Annotated in this window: 14 protein-coding genes; 4 read left to right on the top strand and 10 right to left on the bottom strand. The window is 72.6% G+C overall.

Annotated features, from left to right (window positions below; genetic code table 11):
• Positions 1 to 34: 34 nt before the first annotated feature.
• The 3 genes from HN013_RS17735 to HN013_RS17725 form a co-directional block, all read right to left on the bottom strand.
• Complete coding sequence (locus HN013_RS17735; protein WP_171167282.1) at positions 35 to 1,732, bottom strand: NAD(P)/FAD-dependent oxidoreductase; 1,698 nt, start codon at positions 1,730 to 1,732, stop codon at positions 35 to 37.
• Between the two features lie 55 nt (positions 1,733 to 1,787).
• Positions 1,788 to 2,588, bottom strand: a complete 801-nt coding sequence (locus HN013_RS17730) for a carbon-nitrogen hydrolase family protein (RefSeq protein WP_171167280.1) — start codon at positions 2,586 to 2,588, stop codon at positions 1,788 to 1,790.
• A 231-nt stretch (positions 2,589 to 2,819) separates the two neighbouring features.
• Positions 2,820 to 3,245 (bottom strand): MarR family winged helix-turn-helix transcriptional regulator, encoded by a 426-nt coding sequence (locus HN013_RS17725; protein ID WP_171167278.1) that lies wholly within the window; start codon positions 3,243 to 3,245, stop codon positions 2,820 to 2,822.
• A 316-nt stretch (positions 3,246 to 3,561) separates the two neighbouring features.
• Between HN013_RS17725 and HN013_RS17720 the strand changes: the two genes are divergently transcribed.
• Positions 3,562 to 4,047 (top strand): DUF2269 family protein, encoded by a 486-nt coding sequence (locus HN013_RS17720; RefSeq protein ID WP_171167276.1) that lies wholly within the window; start codon positions 3,562 to 3,564, stop codon positions 4,045 to 4,047.
• 51 nt (positions 4,048 to 4,098) lie between these two features.
• Positions 4,099 to 4,953 (top strand): alpha/beta fold hydrolase, encoded by an 855-nt coding sequence (locus tag HN013_RS17715; protein WP_171167274.1) that lies wholly within the window; start codon positions 4,099 to 4,101, stop codon positions 4,951 to 4,953.
• An 86-nt stretch (positions 4,954 to 5,039) separates the two neighbouring features.
• On the opposite strand, the gene HN013_RS17710 is transcribed toward HN013_RS17715, so the two are convergent.
• From HN013_RS17710 to HN013_RS17700, 3 genes are all read right to left on the bottom strand, one after another.
• Positions 5,040 to 5,495 (bottom strand): Lrp/AsnC family transcriptional regulator, encoded by a 456-nt coding sequence (locus tag HN013_RS17710; protein WP_004948618.1) that lies wholly within the window; start codon positions 5,493 to 5,495, stop codon positions 5,040 to 5,042.
• Positions 5,496 to 5,586: 91 nt separating this feature from the next.
• Positions 5,587 to 7,149 carry an amino acid permease gene (locus HN013_RS17705; RefSeq protein ID WP_171167272.1) on the bottom strand — a complete coding sequence of 521 codons (1,563 nt, stop codon included), beginning with the start codon at positions 7,147 to 7,149 and terminating at the stop codon, positions 5,587 to 5,589.
• Positions 7,150 to 7,491: 342 nt separating this feature from the next.
• Positions 7,492 to 8,934, bottom strand: a complete 1,443-nt coding sequence (locus HN013_RS17700; RefSeq protein ID WP_171167269.1) for a GuaB1 family IMP dehydrogenase-related protein — start codon at positions 8,932 to 8,934, stop codon at positions 7,492 to 7,494.
• A 226-nt stretch (positions 8,935 to 9,160) separates the two neighbouring features.
• On the opposite strand from HN013_RS17700, the gene HN013_RS17695 reads away from it, so the two are divergent.
• Complete coding sequence (locus tag HN013_RS17695; RefSeq protein WP_171167267.1) at positions 9,161 to 9,727, top strand: GNAT family N-acetyltransferase; 567 nt, start codon at positions 9,161 to 9,163, stop codon at positions 9,725 to 9,727.
• 61 nt (positions 9,728 to 9,788) lie between these two features.
• Here HN013_RS17695 and HN013_RS17690 read toward each other — a convergent pair whose 3' ends face one another.
• From HN013_RS17690 to fmt, 4 genes are all read right to left on the bottom strand, one after another.
• Positions 9,789 to 10,781, bottom strand: a complete 993-nt coding sequence (locus HN013_RS17690; RefSeq protein ID WP_171167265.1) for a sugar-binding transcriptional regulator — start codon at positions 10,779 to 10,781, stop codon at positions 9,789 to 9,791.
• A 141-nt stretch (positions 10,782 to 10,922) separates the two neighbouring features.
• A complete protein-coding gene (rpe, locus tag HN013_RS17685; RefSeq protein WP_171167263.1) occupies positions 10,923 to 11,609 on the bottom strand; it encodes a ribulose-phosphate 3-epimerase in 687 nt (228 codons plus the stop codon).
• Between the two features lie 332 nt (positions 11,610 to 11,941).
• Positions 11,942 to 13,381: a transcription antitermination factor NusB gene (locus HN013_RS17680; protein ID WP_171167261.1), complete on the bottom strand. Its 1,440-nt coding sequence runs from the start codon at positions 13,379 to 13,381 to the stop codon at positions 11,942 to 11,944.
• A 39-nt stretch (positions 13,382 to 13,420) separates the two neighbouring features.
• Positions 13,421 to 14,365 carry a methionyl-tRNA formyltransferase gene (gene fmt, locus HN013_RS17675; protein WP_171167259.1) on the bottom strand — a complete coding sequence of 315 codons (945 nt, stop codon included), beginning with the start codon at positions 14,363 to 14,365 and terminating at the stop codon, positions 13,421 to 13,423.
• A gap of 303 nt (positions 14,366 to 14,668) precedes the next feature.
• Here fmt and HN013_RS17670 point away from each other — a divergent pair.
• Positions 14,669 to 15,162, top strand: a 494-nt coding sequence (locus tag HN013_RS17670; RefSeq protein WP_171167257.1) for a hypothetical protein, incomplete at its 3' end; no start/stop codon positions are given.

Genomic DNA, 15,162 nt, shown 5'->3' with positions numbered 1-15,162 from the left:
GGCGACGAGCGGACAGCGGGCCGGGGGGTCCCGGTCAGTCCTCCGGCAGCTCGACCGGCGCGATCTCGTCGAAGACGTCACCAGGGCCGGGGTTCGTCGCGTCCGTCGCCCCGCCGAACTGGTGCATCACGCCCCAGACGGCGTTCAGCGCGGTCTGCACGGCACCCTCGGCCCAGCCGGCCGTCCAGGAGATGTCGTCACCGGCGAGGAAGATGCCGCGCTTGTCCTCGGGCAGACGGTCCTGCATGAAGTGGGTGAACAGGCGGCGCTGGTAGCGGTAGTGGCCGGGCAGGTTGGCCTTGAACGCGCCCATGAAGTAGGGCTCGTTCTCCCACGAGACCGTCACCGGGTTGCCGATGATGTGCTTGCGGATGTCGACACCGGGATAGATCTCGCCGAGGGACTTGAGCATGACCTCCAGCCGCTCGTTGGCGGAGAGCGGCAGCCACTTGAGGCTGTCGTCGCACCACGTGTACGAGAGGCAGATGACGGCGGGCTTGTCCGGCCCGTCGTCCAGGAGGTAGGTGCCGCGCGTCATCCGGTCGGTGAGCGTCATCGACATGACGTCCCGGCCCGACGCGTCCTTGTCCAGCCAGAAGGGCCGGTCGACCGGCACGAACAGCTTGGAGGACTCCATGTAGTGGGTGCGCTCGACCGCCGTCCAGTGGTCGATCGGGAGCAGCTCGTCGTCGCACTCGATCTTCGACAGCAGCATCCAGGACTGCGCGGTGAAGACGGCCGCCCGGAAGGTACGGATGTCGCCGCTCGCGTCGGTGACCGTGATCCGGTTGCCGGCCGTGCGGTGCAGCCGGGTCACGGCCGGGCGGGGCTCCCCGCCGTGCAGCGAGGACAGCGACGTGCCCTGCGCCCAGTGGACGATCTTCTCCGGCTCGCGCTCCCAGAGCCGCAGCGGAAGCTGCTGGCTGCCGCCGACGATGCCGCGGTGGTGGTCGTCCGCCTCGGTGTAGACGACGCGCAGGATCTCCAGGATGGAGTTGGGGAAGTCGGTGTCCCAGCCACCGGTGCCGAAGCCGACCTGGCCGAAGATCTCCCGGTGCCGGAAGGACTTGAACGCCTCCGACTCGCAGAGGAACCCGTAGAAGGTCTGGTTGTCGAGCTTCTCGACCAGCTTGGCCCAGATCTCGCGGATGCGGGGCACGTCGCGCTCGCGCATGGCGCGGTTCATGTCGGAGAAGTCCGCGCCCTCCTCCAGACAGGCGTTCCACGCGTTCGCGACGTCGCGGTAGACCTGCGGCAGGTCGTCGACGGTCTCCGCGTAGTGGCTCTCGCCCTTGAGGTCCACGACGGTGGAGGGGGTGCACGGCGCCAGCGGGTTGGGGAACGGCCTGGTCTCCAGGTCCACCAGGTCGATGTAGTGCTGGAAGGCGGTCGAGGACGGGGGGAAGCGCATGGCGCCCATCTCCGCCGTCAGCGAGTCGTCGCAGCCCTCGAAGCCGACCGTCCGCAGCCGCCCGCCGATGCGGTCCGCCTCGTAGACGACCGGCTTGAGGCCCATCTTCATCAGTTCGTACGCGGCCACGATGCCGGAGAGCCCGCCACCGATGATCGCGACCTCGGCACCGTGCTCGGTCGCCGGTATCTGGCCGAGACCCGCCGGGTGGGCCAGGTAGTCGTCGTAGCCGAAGGGAAAGTCCGGGCCGAACATGGTGATCGGCGGCTCGTTCTGCTGGACCTGCTCGTCGTGGACGGCGGTGGGCACCGTGGACGTCATCGGCGGAACTCTCCTGCGTGCGAGGGGGGGTGACGGTGAAGTGAGAGGGGCGGGCTCAGACGAGCCGCGTGTAGAGCTCGGGCCTGCGGTCGGCCAGGTAGGTGTTCTCCGCGCGCGACCGCCGGAGCAGCCCCGGGTCGGCCTCGGCGACGAGCAGGTCCTCGTCGACGCCGGCCCGGGCGCGTACGGTCCCGTCCGGGGCGGCGAGGCAGGACAGTCCCGCGAAGGCGAACTCCCCTTCGGTGCCGCACCGGTTGACATAGGCGATGTAGAGCTGGCTCTCCCAGGCGCGGGCCGGGACGATCGTCTGCGGCACGATCTCGTAGGGCCGCATCAGCGCGGTGGGCGCGAGCAGCAGCTCAGTGCCGGCGAGCGCGTGCGCCCGGACGGGCTCGGGGAACTCGACGTCGTAGCAGATCAGCAGCCCGAGCCGGACACCGTCGAGCTCGGCCTGGACCACGGCCTCCGCGCCGGGCGTGAAGTACGTCGTCTCGTACGCGCCGAAGAGGTGGGTCTTGCGGTAGTGCGCGAGCGGGGCGCCCTGCGGGCCCATGAGCTGGAGCGCGTTGTACACGGCGGCGCCGTCCCGCTCCGGGTAGCCGTAGCCGATGGCCAGCCCGTGGGCGGCGGCGATCCGGGCCACGGCCTCCGCGCCGGGGCCGTCGGCGGGCTCGGCCCGGTCCACGACGGACTCCCCGAGGGCGTACCCGGTCAGGTACAGCTCGTTGGTCAGCAGCAGCCGGGCGCCGGACTCCGCCGCGCGGCGGGCCGCGTCGTCGAGCGCGCCGAGGGCGGCGGCCGTCGAGGACGGGACACCGCCGGGCCCTTGGAACAGCGCGATACGCAGCGGCTTCATCGGTCCTCATTCGGGGTGGTGACGTGAACGTGCTCTGAACTCTCGGCGGGGATTCCTGTCAGGATTCCGTCAAACGCCTTGACGGTACGGCCCGGCCTCTTGGCGCGACAAGCCACGGATGTTGCGTCCTGCCGAGCGATTCGTTGCGCCTTTTCCTCTCCATGCGGCGATTCGTTGCGCACCTCGGGTGAAGGAGAGGTTCCCCGCCTTTCACCCCCGATTCCCACCGGCCTACCGACCCGACGCCGCCGCCGCGTTGCCGGCCATCCGCCCGAGCACCTTCGCCATCACGGCCTGCTCCTCGGGGGACAGTCCGGCCGTCAGCGGCCCCTCCAGCCCGGCCAGCACCTGCCGCATGTCGTCCAGCATCCGCCGGCCCTGCTCGGTGACCTGGAGCACCGCCTTCCGCCCTCGCCCGGCGGGCGTCGTCCGGGCGACGGCACCGGCCTGCTCCAGCCGGAGGACGGTGGCCTGCATGCTCTGGGCCGTCACTCCGGCCCGGCGGCCCAGCTCGCTGTAGGACAGTCCGGGCTCCCGGGCGAGGTGGCCGAGCGCGCCCATCATGCGCAGCGAATAGCCGTCCCGGGCGGAGAGCACGCGGTTGGCCGCGTCCTGGACGAACCGCCCGAGGCCGATGAGCATCAGCGGCAGCGGCATGCCCGACGGGGACGGGCCTCCGGCGGACGCGGACCCCGGCCCGGGGGGCCGCGGCGGGGACTCCGATTCGGGCTGCGGCGGGGACTCGGCGGAAGAGCCGGATTCCGAGCGGAATCCTCCCGTCCGACGGAAGGCATCAGTCCGCTCCTCCTCTCCCATCGCCACCACCCCTTGCCGTGCCACCGTCCGCCATCACACGGGGGGCCACTTCCGGCCACGCCCTTCGGGGATGCTAGCGTCTCACGATGTTTAAGCCAGACTGAAACCGTCGGCCGGCCCGGCCCTGCCCGCCCGACCGCGATGGGAGCGGAACGCCATGACCAAACTCCTGCTCAGCCTGCATGTGCTGGCAGCGATCCTGCTCATAGGGCCGGCGACCGTGGCCGCCAGTCTCTTCCCCCGCTTCGCGCGGCAGGCCCTGGCCCCGGACGGCGACCGCACCAAGGCCGGGACCTCCGGGCTCCGGGTGCTCCACCGCATCACCCGGGTCTACTCCGCGATCTCCGTGGCCGTCCCGGCCTTCGGCGTGGCGACGGCCCAGCGGATGGGCGTCCTGGGCGACACCTGGCTGGTCATCTCCATGGCGCTGACCGCGGTGGCGGCGGTGCTCCTGGGGATCGCGGTGTTCAGTCAGGACGCGATCATCGACGCGCTCGACACCCCGGACACCGACCCGGCCGTACTCCCGAAGCTCCACTCGGGCCTCCCCCGGCTGGCCATGATCACCGGCCTGTTCGCACTGACCTGGGCGATCGTGACGGTCCTCATGATCGTGCGCCCGGGATCGACGACCGGAGCCTGAACCAGGCAAGATCGATTCCTCGCGATCGCACGCCCGACCGAGAGGAATCCCATGAGCCAGTGGCAGCTGACGCGGACCTTCGCCGGCCCTTCCGGCGAGGTCCGCTGGGACCGTCTGGGCGAGCCCGGCCGGCCACCGGTCGTCCTGCTCCACGGCACCCCGTTCTCGTCCTTCGTCTGGCGCGCCGTCGCCCGGTCGCTCGCCCGTGACCACCAGGTGTACGTCTGGGACATGCCCGGCTACGGACAGTCCGAGAAGACGGCGGGACAGGACGTCTCCCTGGCCGCCCAGGGCCGGGTCTTCACCGAGCTCCTGGCCCACTGGGAGCTGGACGGGCCGCTGGTCGTGGCACACGACTTCGGCGGCGCCGTCGCCCTGCGGGCCCACCTGCTGCACGGCGCCCGCTACCGGGCCCTCGCCCTCGTCGACCCGGTGGCCCTGGCCCCGTGGGGCTCACCGTTCTTCCGGCTCGTCGGCGAGCACTCCCCCGTCTTCGAGCAGTTGCCGCCCACCCTGCACGCCGCACTCGTCCGCGAGTACATCGGCACGACCGGCGGCCCGGGACTGCCCCCCGCCACCCTGGACCGGCTCGTCGAACCCTGGCTCGGCGAAGCCGGCCGGCCCGCCTTCTACCGCCAGATCGCCCAGGCCGACCAGCGCTGGACCGACGAGATCCAGGGACGCTACGGGGAGATCACCCTCCCGGTCACGGTGTGCTGGGGCACCGACGACGCGTGGATCCCCCTCGAAAAGGGCCGCGAGCTCGCCTCCCTGATCCCCGGCGCCACCTTCGAACCCATCCCCGGAGCCGGCCACCTCGTCCAGGAGGACGCCCCCGCCGAACTCACCGCCGTCCTCATCGACTTCCTGCGCACGGCCGGCCCGGCGAGCCCTCCCAATGGCTGAAAAGCGACCCTGAGCCCGCAACGCGTGGTGCCGGCGAGCCAGGAGCGTTCACCGGGACCGAGCCCGGCCGGGCCCAGGGGCGACCGTCAGGACGGCGCCCCCGAGCTGAACCTTCGCAGCAGCGGCGACAGCACCAGCACCGACTTGGTGCGCTCGACGAACGGCTCGCCGGCGATGCGTTCCAGCACTCGTTCGAAGTGCCGCATGTCGGAGGCGAAGATCTGGACGATGGCATCCGCCTCTCCGGTGACGGTGGAGGCGGATGCCACTTCCGGGTAGCGGGAGAGGCCGCGGTGGATGGCCTCGGGCGAGGTGTTCCGGCGGCAGTAGAGCTCGATGAAGCCCTCGGTCTCCCAGCCGAGCGCTCCCGGGTCCACCCGGACGGTGAACCCGGTGATGGCCCCCTCGGCACGCAGCCTGTCCACGCGCCGCTTCACCGCGGGCGCGGACAGGCCGACCTCGGCACCGATGTCGGCGTAGGAGCGCCGGGCGTCCTCGGCCAGGGCGTGCACGATACGTTCGTCGAGCTCGTTGAGTCGCACTGCGGGTGAATCACTTCTCTACGGGATCCTGCTGTTCCTACCAGCAGTAGATCACGTATTCGGCGGTCACCCCGACTCACGGCGGCCGGACTCAGCCCTTCGCGGGCGCCTCCACCGCGTCCGCCCCGGCCGGGCCGTCGCCCGGTCCGTCGTTCAGGCGGGAGTGCCGCATGCCGTAGGCGAAGTAGACGATGAACCCGACGGCCATCCAGGCCCCGAAGACCTCCCAGGTGATCACGGAGAGCCGGGTCATCATAAAGAGGCAGAGCCCGAAGCCGATCACCGGGAAGATCATGCCGAGCCGCAGCCGCAGGCCGCCCCAGAGCGGGACGCGGACCCCGGACAGCGGGACGGTGAAGGAGCGCTTCATGTCCGGCCGCTTCACGGCGAGGACGATGACAGCCACGTTGACCAGGGCGAACGCGAAGAGGGTGCCGATGCTGGTGGCGTCGGCGAGCTCGGCCAGCGGGACGGCGGCGGCGAGGACGCCGCAGAAGGCGCAGGTGATGATGGTGTTGGCGACCGGGACGCCCTTCTTGCTGACCTTCGCGAAGGCCTTGGGCACGAGCCCGTCCCGGGCCATCGCGAAGAGGATGCGGGTCTGGCCGTAGAGGACGGTCAGCACGACGCTGGCGATGGCGATGACGGCACCGGCGGCCAGCAGCACGGCCCAGAAGCTCTGGCCGGTGACGTCCTCCATGATGCCCGCGAGCGCGGCCTCGGAGCCCTCGAAGTCCTTCCACGGCAGGGCGCCGACGGCGATCGCGGCGACGAGGACGTAGAGCGCGGTGACGATCAGCAGCGAGAGCATGATCGCCTTCGGCAGGTCCTTCTTCGGGTTCTTGGCCTCCTCACCGGCGGTGGAGGCGGCGTCGAAACCGATGTAGGAGAAGAACAGGCTGGCACCGGCGTTGCTGACGCCGGCCAGGCCCAGCGGCAGGAACGGCGAGTAGTTGCCGGCGCGGATGCCGGTGAAGGCCACGGCGCAGAACAGCAGCAGCGCGGCGATCTTCACACCGACCATGATCGCGTTGGCCCGGGCGCTCTCCTTGGCGCCGCCGAGCAGGAAGGCCATGCAGAGCAGGACGACGAGCAGGGCCGGCACGTTGAAGATGCCGCCGTCACCCGGCGGGTTGGCCAGCGACGCCGGGATGGTCACGCCGATGGTGCCGTCCAGCAGCTCGTTGAGGTACTGGCCCCAGCCGACGGCCACGGCCGCGACGGAGACGCCGTACTCCAGGATCAGGCACCAGCCGCAGATCCAGGCGATGATCTCGCCGAGCGTGGCGTAGGAGTACGAGTACGAGGAGCCGGAGACCGGGATGGTGCCGGCCAGCTCCGCGTAGGAGAGCGCCGAGAAGAGCGCGGTGAGACCCGCGAGGACGAACGAGATCACGACGGCCGGGCCGGCGTCCGGCACCGCGGTGCCGAGCACCACGAAGATGCCGGTGCCCAGCGTGGCGCCGATGCTGATCATGGTCAGCTGCCACATGCCGAGCGAGCGGCGCAGCGTGCCGCCCTCGCCCTGGCCGCCCTCGGCGACCAGCCGCTCGACGGGCTTACGCCGCATCAGACGGGATCCGGTTCCGGCGGGCGGCCGTTCACCGCTCTTGCCGTTGCCGGCGGCGGGGGGCGCTGTGTCTTGGTCCAGCACGGGGGGTCGCTCCGTTCATCGCTGCCGGTGGAGCCACCGATACCGCAGCGGCCACCCGCCGGATGCGTCGGCAGGAAGACGACCCGGGAAGGAGGGGGACCGCGAGCCAGCGGTACCCGCCACTCCACGTACTGCGCGGAACCCTACGAGGTGAGGGCCCGCGCTCGTAATGCACCATTCTTGCGCATGCCCGTACGATCGTTGCGTCTGCATGCCAAGAATGGACGTTCGTTGCATGTCACCTTACGAATCGGTACATGTAGGCGTCAACCACAGTGGGTGCCGGAGTGACAAAAAGGGCGCGGCCATGACGGCCGCGCCCTTTTTCGGGATCCTGTGTGACTACTGCCAGCTGGCGTGCAGCGGCTTGCCCTCCGCGTAACCGGCGGCGCTCTGGACGCCGACGACGGCCCGCTCGTGGAACTCCGCGAGGGAACCCGCGCCCGCGTAGGTGCAGGACGAACGGACACCCGCGATGATCGAGTCGATCAGGTCCTCGACGCCCGGGCGGGTCGGGTCGAGGAACATCCGGGAGGTGGAGATGCCCTCCTCGAACAGGCCCTTGCGGGCGCGGTCGTAGGCGGACTCCTCCGAGGTGCGGTTGCGCACGGCACGGGCCGAGGCCATGCCGAAGCTCTCCTTGTACAGGCGCCCGTCGGCGGACTGCTGGAGGTCGCCCGGGGACTCGTAGGTGCCCGCGAACCAGGAGCCGATCATGACGTTGGAGGCACCGGCGGCGAGCGCCATGGCGACATCGCGCGGGTGGCGGACGCCACCGTCGGCCCAGACGTGCTTGCCGTACTTCTTCGCCTCGGCTGCGCACTCCAGCACCGCGGAGAACTGCGGGCGGCCCACGCCGGTCATCATGCGGGTGGTGCACATGGCACCGGGGCCCACGCCGACCTTGATGATGTCCGCGCCGGCCTCGACGAGGTCGCGCACGCCCTCGGCGGCGACGATGTTGCCGGCGACGATCGGGACCCGCGGGTCGAGGGCCCGGACGGCCTTGACCGCGCTGATCATGCCCTCCTGGTGACCGTGCGCGGTGTCCACGACGATGGTGTCCGCACCGGCGTCCAGCAGCGCCTTGGCCTTGCCCGCCACGTCGCCGTTGATGCCGACGGCGGCGGCGACGCGCAGCTTGCCGTCCGCGTCGGTGGCCGGGGTGTAGAGGGTGGCCCGCAGGGCGCCCTTGCGGGTGAGGATGCCGACGAGGCGGCCGTCCTCGTCCACGGCGGGGGCGAGCTTGCGGTGGGCGGCGTCGAGCTGGTTGAACGCCTCGCGGGGGTCGATGCCGGCGTCGAGGAGCAGCAGCTCCTTGGACATGACCTCGGACAGCTGGGTGAAGCGGTCCACGCCGGTCAGGTCGTGCTCGGTGACCACGCCGACGGGCCGGTGGTCCCCGTCCACGACGACGCCGGCGCCGTGCGCCCGCTTGGGCAGCAGGGACAGCGCGTCGGCGACGGTCTGGGTGGGGGCGAGGACGATGGGGGTGTCCAGCACGTGGTGCCGGCCCTTGACCCAGGAGATGACGTCGGTGACGACCTCGATCGGGATGTCCTGGGGGATGACCACGAGGCCACCGCGGCGGGCGACGGTCTCCGCCATACGGCGGCCCGCGATGGCGGTCATGTTGGCGACCACGAGCGGGATGGTGGTGCCCGTGCCGTCGGGGGAGGAAAGGTCCACGCCCTGGCGGGACCCGACCGCGGACCGGCTCGGCACCATGAAGACGTCGTCGTACGTCAGGTCGTACGGCGGCTTCTGATCGTTGAGGAAACGCATACTGGCTCTCTCACCTGCGAAATTGAACTACGGAGCGGGTGGGGAGTCAGCTCGAACCAGCGCCGGATCGGGCTGAGGTTCCTGGACCCATCATCCATGATGTCGCGGGGTCCTGGCCAATGCCGTCCGTATTCTGTGGGTTCGGCCAGCCGGCCGGGGGGACGGCTGTGGCATCGGCCAAGGGGGTGCCGGACGGCCCGTGGGCCCGCCCTCGTACGGTGGCGCCATGACGACGCAGGAGATCATCTGCCGCCCCGCGCGGGCGGAGGACGTCGAGGCCGCGGACGCCATCGACAGCTCGTTCACCACGGACACCGTGTACGAGGTGACCGTCTCGCCCGGCGGCTTCGCGCTCCGGCCCGTGCCCGTCGACCCGCCGGTCCGCAAGGTCTTTCCCGACGACGAGCCGGATGACGAGCCCGGCGTCGAGGGCGGCCCCCAGGGCGACACGGGCACCGACCGCCGTTTCGTCGCCGTCGACGACGACGTGGTCTGCGGATACGTCGACACCGCCTACGAACCGTGGAACCGCCGCCTGACCGTCGCCGACATCGCGGTGGCCCCCGCCCACCGGGGCCGCGGCATCGGCCGGATCCTCATGGAGCGGGCCTTCGAGCAGGCCCGGGAGCACGGCGCGGTCCAGGTGTGGCTGGAGGTCACCAACCTCAACGCCCCCGCCATCCGGGCCTACCTGCGGATGGGCTTCACGTTCTGCGGGCTGGACACCAGCCTCTACGCGGGGACGGCGTCGGAGGGGGAGACGGCGATGTTCATGAGCCGCGCCTGCGGCTGACCGGCGTCCCCGGTGCGGCGGCGGGGAAGGGCCCGCCGCCCGCCGCACGCCGGGGAAAGCCTCAGGCGGAGCCGTCCGGGTCCGCCCGCTCCAGCGCCGGGCGGGCGCCCGGCTCGGAGTCCCGCAGCAGGTGGTCCGCCGCGGCGGTGTCCGTGACCAGGCTGGTCACCAGCCCCGACCGCAGCACCGCGCCGATCGCCGCGGCCTTGCGCAGCCCGCCCGCGATCGCCACCACCTCCGGTATGCGCCGCAGCCGGTCCGCCTCGACGGTGATGCAGCGCTCGCCGAGGTCCCGGCCGATCCGGCGGCCCTCCGCGTCGAAGAGGTGCGCCGACATCTCGGCGGCGGCGCCCAGCGACGCGTAGTGGGTGCGCTCCTCGTCGGAGAGCATGTCGTAGACGGTGGAGATGCCCGGCTCCCAGGAGCCGATGGAGACCGCGGCGACGGTCACCTTGTCGAAGTAGTCGAAGGCCCGCGCGATGCCCGTCTGGCCGCGCAGCGCGGCGGCGGTGGCCGGGTCGGGCAGCAGCATCGGGGCGTAGATCGGGTGCGCCTCGCCGCCGGAGACCTGGGCCGCCCGGCGCACGGCCTCGACCGAGCCGCGCTCGGCGGTGCCCGCGTCGTAGACGCCGGTGAGCTGGACGACGGTGCAGGGCGGCAGCCGGTGCAGGGCCGCCGCCATATGGATGGTGGAGCGGCCCCAGGCCAGGCCGAGGACGTCGCCCTCGTGCACCAGCTCGCCGAGCAGCCCTGCCGCCACCTCGCCGAGGTTCTCCGGGTCGGGCGCGTCCTCGGCCGCGTCGGCCGGGGACTCGACGACGACGGCGTGCCGCAGGCCGTAGCGGGCCCGCAGCGCGTCGGAGCGCTCCGCGTCCAGCTCGGCGGGCACCCGGATCTCGATCCGCACCAGATCGCGTTCGAGTGCCGTCTCCAGCACCCGGGCCACTTTGAAGCGGCTCACGCCGAACTCCTCGGCGATCTGGATCTTGGACTTGCCCTCCAGATAGAAGCGGCGGGCCATGGCCGCCGCCTGCACGAGTTCGGCGGGCCCCATCGGCGTGACTGAACGGCCCGTCGACACCGCGTTCTCCTCACTGCTGTGTTCAAGCTGTGGACTCGTCCGTCACATCCTGTCAGAAACGGCGGTCCTCGATCTCGGCCCCGGTCCCGTCACGGGCGGCGGCAGGCCGGTGTTTCAGTGCCCGCAGGCCCAGGGTGCGGCCGCGGTGGCCGTCTCCGCGAGCTCACGCAGTGAGCGTACGGCGGCTGCCGGGTCATCGGTACCGTAAACGGCTGATCCGGCCACGAACACATCGGCGCCCGCCTCGGCGCACCGCTCGATGGTCTCGGCCGAGACGCCGCCGTCCACCTGGAGCCAGAGCTCCAGGCCGTGCCGGGAGATCAGCTCCCGGGTCCGGCGGATCTTGGGCAGCATGATGTCGAGGAACTTCTGCCCGCCGAAGCCCGGCTCGACGGTCATGATCAGCAGCATGTCCAGCTCGGGCAGCAGGTCCTCGTACGGCTCGATGGGCGTGGCGGGCTTGAGCGCCATCGACGCGCGTGCCCCCTTGGCCCGGATCTCCCGCGCCAGCCGGACCGGGGCGGCGGCGGCCTCCACATGGAAGGTGACCGACCCGGCGCCCGCCTCGACGTACTGCGGGGCCCAGCGGTCCGGGTCCTCGATCATCAGGTGGCAGTCCAGCGGCGTGGCGGTGGCCCTGCTCAGCGACTCGACGACCGGGACCCCGAGCGTGAGGTTGGGGACGAAGTGGTTGTCCATCACGTCGACGTGGAGCCAGTCGGCGCCCTTCACCGCCTGCGCCTCGTCGGCCAGGCGGGCGAAGTCCGCGCTCAGGATGCTGGGGTTGATCTGGACGGTCATGCCCCAAGCCTGCCATGCGGAGGGCGCCGCCCGGACAGCGAGGGTCGCCCCCCGTCCGGGTCCGGCCCGTTCCCCGGAGCGGAGCCCCGCCGGAGGGGGCGTCCTCGCGGACGGAACGGCCGGGCCCTGCCTGCGGACCGCGGGCGGGAAGACGGGAGTTCCGGCCTCCGGGGTACCGACCGTTCGCCGCACGGCGCCGGGCCGGGGACCGCCGTCGGCAGCCGGGCGCGGCCCTTCGGGTACGTCACGCGGCCGGTCCGAGCCGCGTCGGGCCCCCGGGCGCCCGGCCGTCGGAGGGGCCCGGCGTCGCGCGGGAACCCCTGAACCGGCCCTCAGCCCGTGCGCCGCAGCAGCGCCAGGTACATCGCGTCCGTGCCGTGCAGGTGCGGCCAGAGCTGGACGTCCGGTCCCTCGCCGACCGCCGGGACGCCGGGCAGCAGCGGGCGGGCGTCGATCCACTCGGCCTCGACACCGTCGCGCTTCAGGACGTCCTGCACCACGGCCCGGGTCTCCGCCGGGTGCGGGGAGCAGGTCGCGTAGCCGACGACGCCGCCGGTCCGGACGGCGCGCAGCGCCTCGTGCAGCAGGTTGCGCTGGAGCGGCCCGAAGCCGGCCACGTCCTCCTGGCGCCGGCGCCAGCGGGCCTCGGGGCGGCGGCGCAGGGCGCCCAGGCCGGTGCAGGGCACGTCGACGAGGACGCGGTCGAAGGTGCCCTCGCGCCACGGCGGGCGGGTGCCGTCGGCGGTCACCACCTGGTACGGGCCGGGGTTGCCGGCGAGGGCCCGGCCGACCAGCCGGGCGCGGTGCGGCTGGCGTTCGGCGGCCAGCAGGGCGGCCCCGCGCTCCGCCGCCAGGGCGCCGAGCAGCGCGGCCTTGCCGCCGGGACCGGCGCAACCGTCCAGCCAGCGGCGGTCCGGGCCGTCCAGCGGGGCGGCCGCGAGGGCGAGGGCGACGAGCTGGCTGCCCTCGTCCTGGACGCCGGCCCGGCCCTCGCGCACGGCGTCGAGCGCGCCGGGCTCGCCGCCCTCGACGAGCCGGACGGCCTGCGGCGACCAGCGGCCGGGCAGCGCGCGGTCCTCGCCCACGGCATCCAGCAGTTCACCGACGGAGGACCGGCCGGGGCGGGCGACGAGGGTGACGTCGGGCCGTTCGTTGTCGGCCTCCAGCAGGTCCTCGATGCCGGCGCGGCCGCCGCCGAGCGCGTCCCACAGGGCGGAGACGATCCAGCGCGGGTGCGAGTGGACGACGGCCAGGTGCTCCTCCGGGTCGTCCTCGTAGGGCGGGGCGACCCGCTCCAGCCAGCCGTCCAGGTCGTGCGCGGTGACCTTGCGCAGGACGGCGTTGACGAACTTCGCCCGGCCGTCGCCGCAGACGACGCGGGCCAGTTCGACGGTGGCCGAGACGGCCGCGTGCGGGGGGATGCGGGTGCCGAGCAGCTGGTGGGCGCCGAGGCTCAGCACGTCGAGCACCGGCGGGTCCACCTCGCGGAGCGGGCGGTCCACGCAGGAGGCGAGGATCGCGTCGTAGGTGCCCTGGCGCCGGAGCGTGCCGTAGACCAGCTCGGTGGCGAGGGCGGCGTCGCGGGCGTCGAAGTCCTCGTGCTTCTCCCGGGCCTTGCGCAGCAGCGGGGGGAGCACCAGGTTCGCGTACGCGTCGCGCTCGTCGACGGCCCGCAGTGCCTCGAAGGCGAGGATCCGGACCGGGTCCTTCTTGGGCCGGCGGTGCGGCTTCGCAGGGCGGCCGTTCTTCCGACGAGGCGGCTGATCGTTCACGAAAGGTGCTCCGGAGCTGGGACGACGAAGGGGTCCAGCCTACGCCGCCGGCCCGTCCCCGAGCTTCTCGCCTGCGGCGATGCGGACGCCGCGGGCCCAGTCGGCGGCCTGCATGGGCTTCTTGCCCTGCGGGCGCACCCACTCCAGCTCGACGGCGTGCGACCCGGTGCCGACGTGGACGCTCTTCTTCCCGGCGGCGATCTCCCCGGGCGCGAGGTCCGTGCGGTCCGGGGCGGGCTTCAGGGACATGACCTTCAGCCGCTCGCCGCGGAACAGCGTCCAGGCGCCGGGCGCGGGGGCGCAGCCGCGAACGACGCGGTCGCAGCGCAGGGCGGGGGCGGACCAGTCGATCCGGGCGTCCTCGACGCTGATCTTGGGAGCGAGCGTGATGCCCTCGGCGGGCTGCGGGACGGCCTCCAGGGTGCCGTCCTCGATGCCGTCCATGGTCGCGGCGAGCAGCCCGGAGCCCGCGAACGCGAGCCGGGTGAGCAGGTCGCCGCTGGTGTCGGTGGGACGGACCTGCTCGGTGAGGACGCCGTAGACCGGGCCGGAGTCCAGGCCCTCCTCGATACGGAAGGTGGAGGCGCCCGTGACCTCGTCGCCGGCCATGACCGCGTGCTGCACGGGGGCGGCCCCGCGCCAGGCGGGCAGCAGGGAGAAGTGCAGGTTGACCCAGCCGTGCCGGGGGATGTCCAGGGCGGCCTTGGGCAGCAGCGCGCCGTAGGCGACGACCGGGCAGCAGTCGGGGGCGATCTCGCGGAGCCGGGCGAGGAAGTCCTCGTCGCGGGGCCGGTGGGGCTTGAGCACCTCGATGCCCGCCTCCTCCGCGCGCTCGGCGACCGGGCTGGCGACCATCCGCCGGCCGCGGCCGGCGGGGGCGTCGGGCCGGGTGACCACGGCGACGACCTCGTGGCGGTCCGAGGCGAGCAGGGCGTCGAGGGCGGGGACCGCGACCTCGGGGGTACCGGCGAAGACGAGCCTCATGGGTGGCGAACTACCTCTCACGCGCCGAGCGGAACGGCGCACCAGTCTAGGGCGTGCGCGGTGGGACCGCCCCGGCGCGGTGGTCCGGCGACATGCCTCCCCGCAGGACCGGGAAGGGGCGTGCGGCCAACCGCACGCCCCATTCCGGCGGATGTGCGCCCCCATAGCGTGACCCGTCCGGCCTTGGCGCGTTGGGTCAAGAGAGATTGACCGACGGGCGGGCCGCCAGCGCGGCCCGCTTGGGTTGTCCGTCAACTCTCATAGGTATTCGTCCCGTTCACCGCCGGTCCGAGAGGCTTGTTGATGCCCGACCACGCAACTCATGACGCCCAGGCACGAGCCAGCCTGCATCTCCTGGTCCGGGACATCGAGCGGGTCCGCCGACAGGTGGACGCGCTGCGTACCCTGACCGCTCAGCTGGGCAATGTCTACCGTCCACGCCGCACGGGCCCCTCGGCGGGCTTCGTGGTCTACGGCCGGGCCCCCGCGCCGACCGTCCGGCTGGCACAGGAGCTGCGGGACAGCGTCGAGACGCTGGTGACGGCGGCGGTGGACTTCGACCGGTCGCTCGGCTTCTCGTGGGACGCGGTGGGGTCGGCGCTGGGCGTCACCAAGCAGGCCGTGCACCGCCGTTACGGTGCGCGCCGGGCCAACGGCCAGAACGCGACGGAGGCCGCGCCGGCGCCGGAGCAGCAGGCCGCGACGGTCGGCGCACCGGCCGCGGTGCCGGTCGTCCCGGCGGCCCGCTCGGTCCCGGGGCAGCCCGCGGCGTCGCTCCGCGAGGAGCCGCGGCCGCC

The organism is Streptomyces sp. I05A-00742, from assembly GCF_013055795.1.
GTDB lineage: Bacteria > Actinomycetota > Actinomycetes > Streptomycetales > Streptomycetaceae > Streptomyces.
The sequence above is the reverse complement of the archived record's forward strand: the minus strand, read 5'-3'. Positions and strand labels throughout refer to the sequence as shown.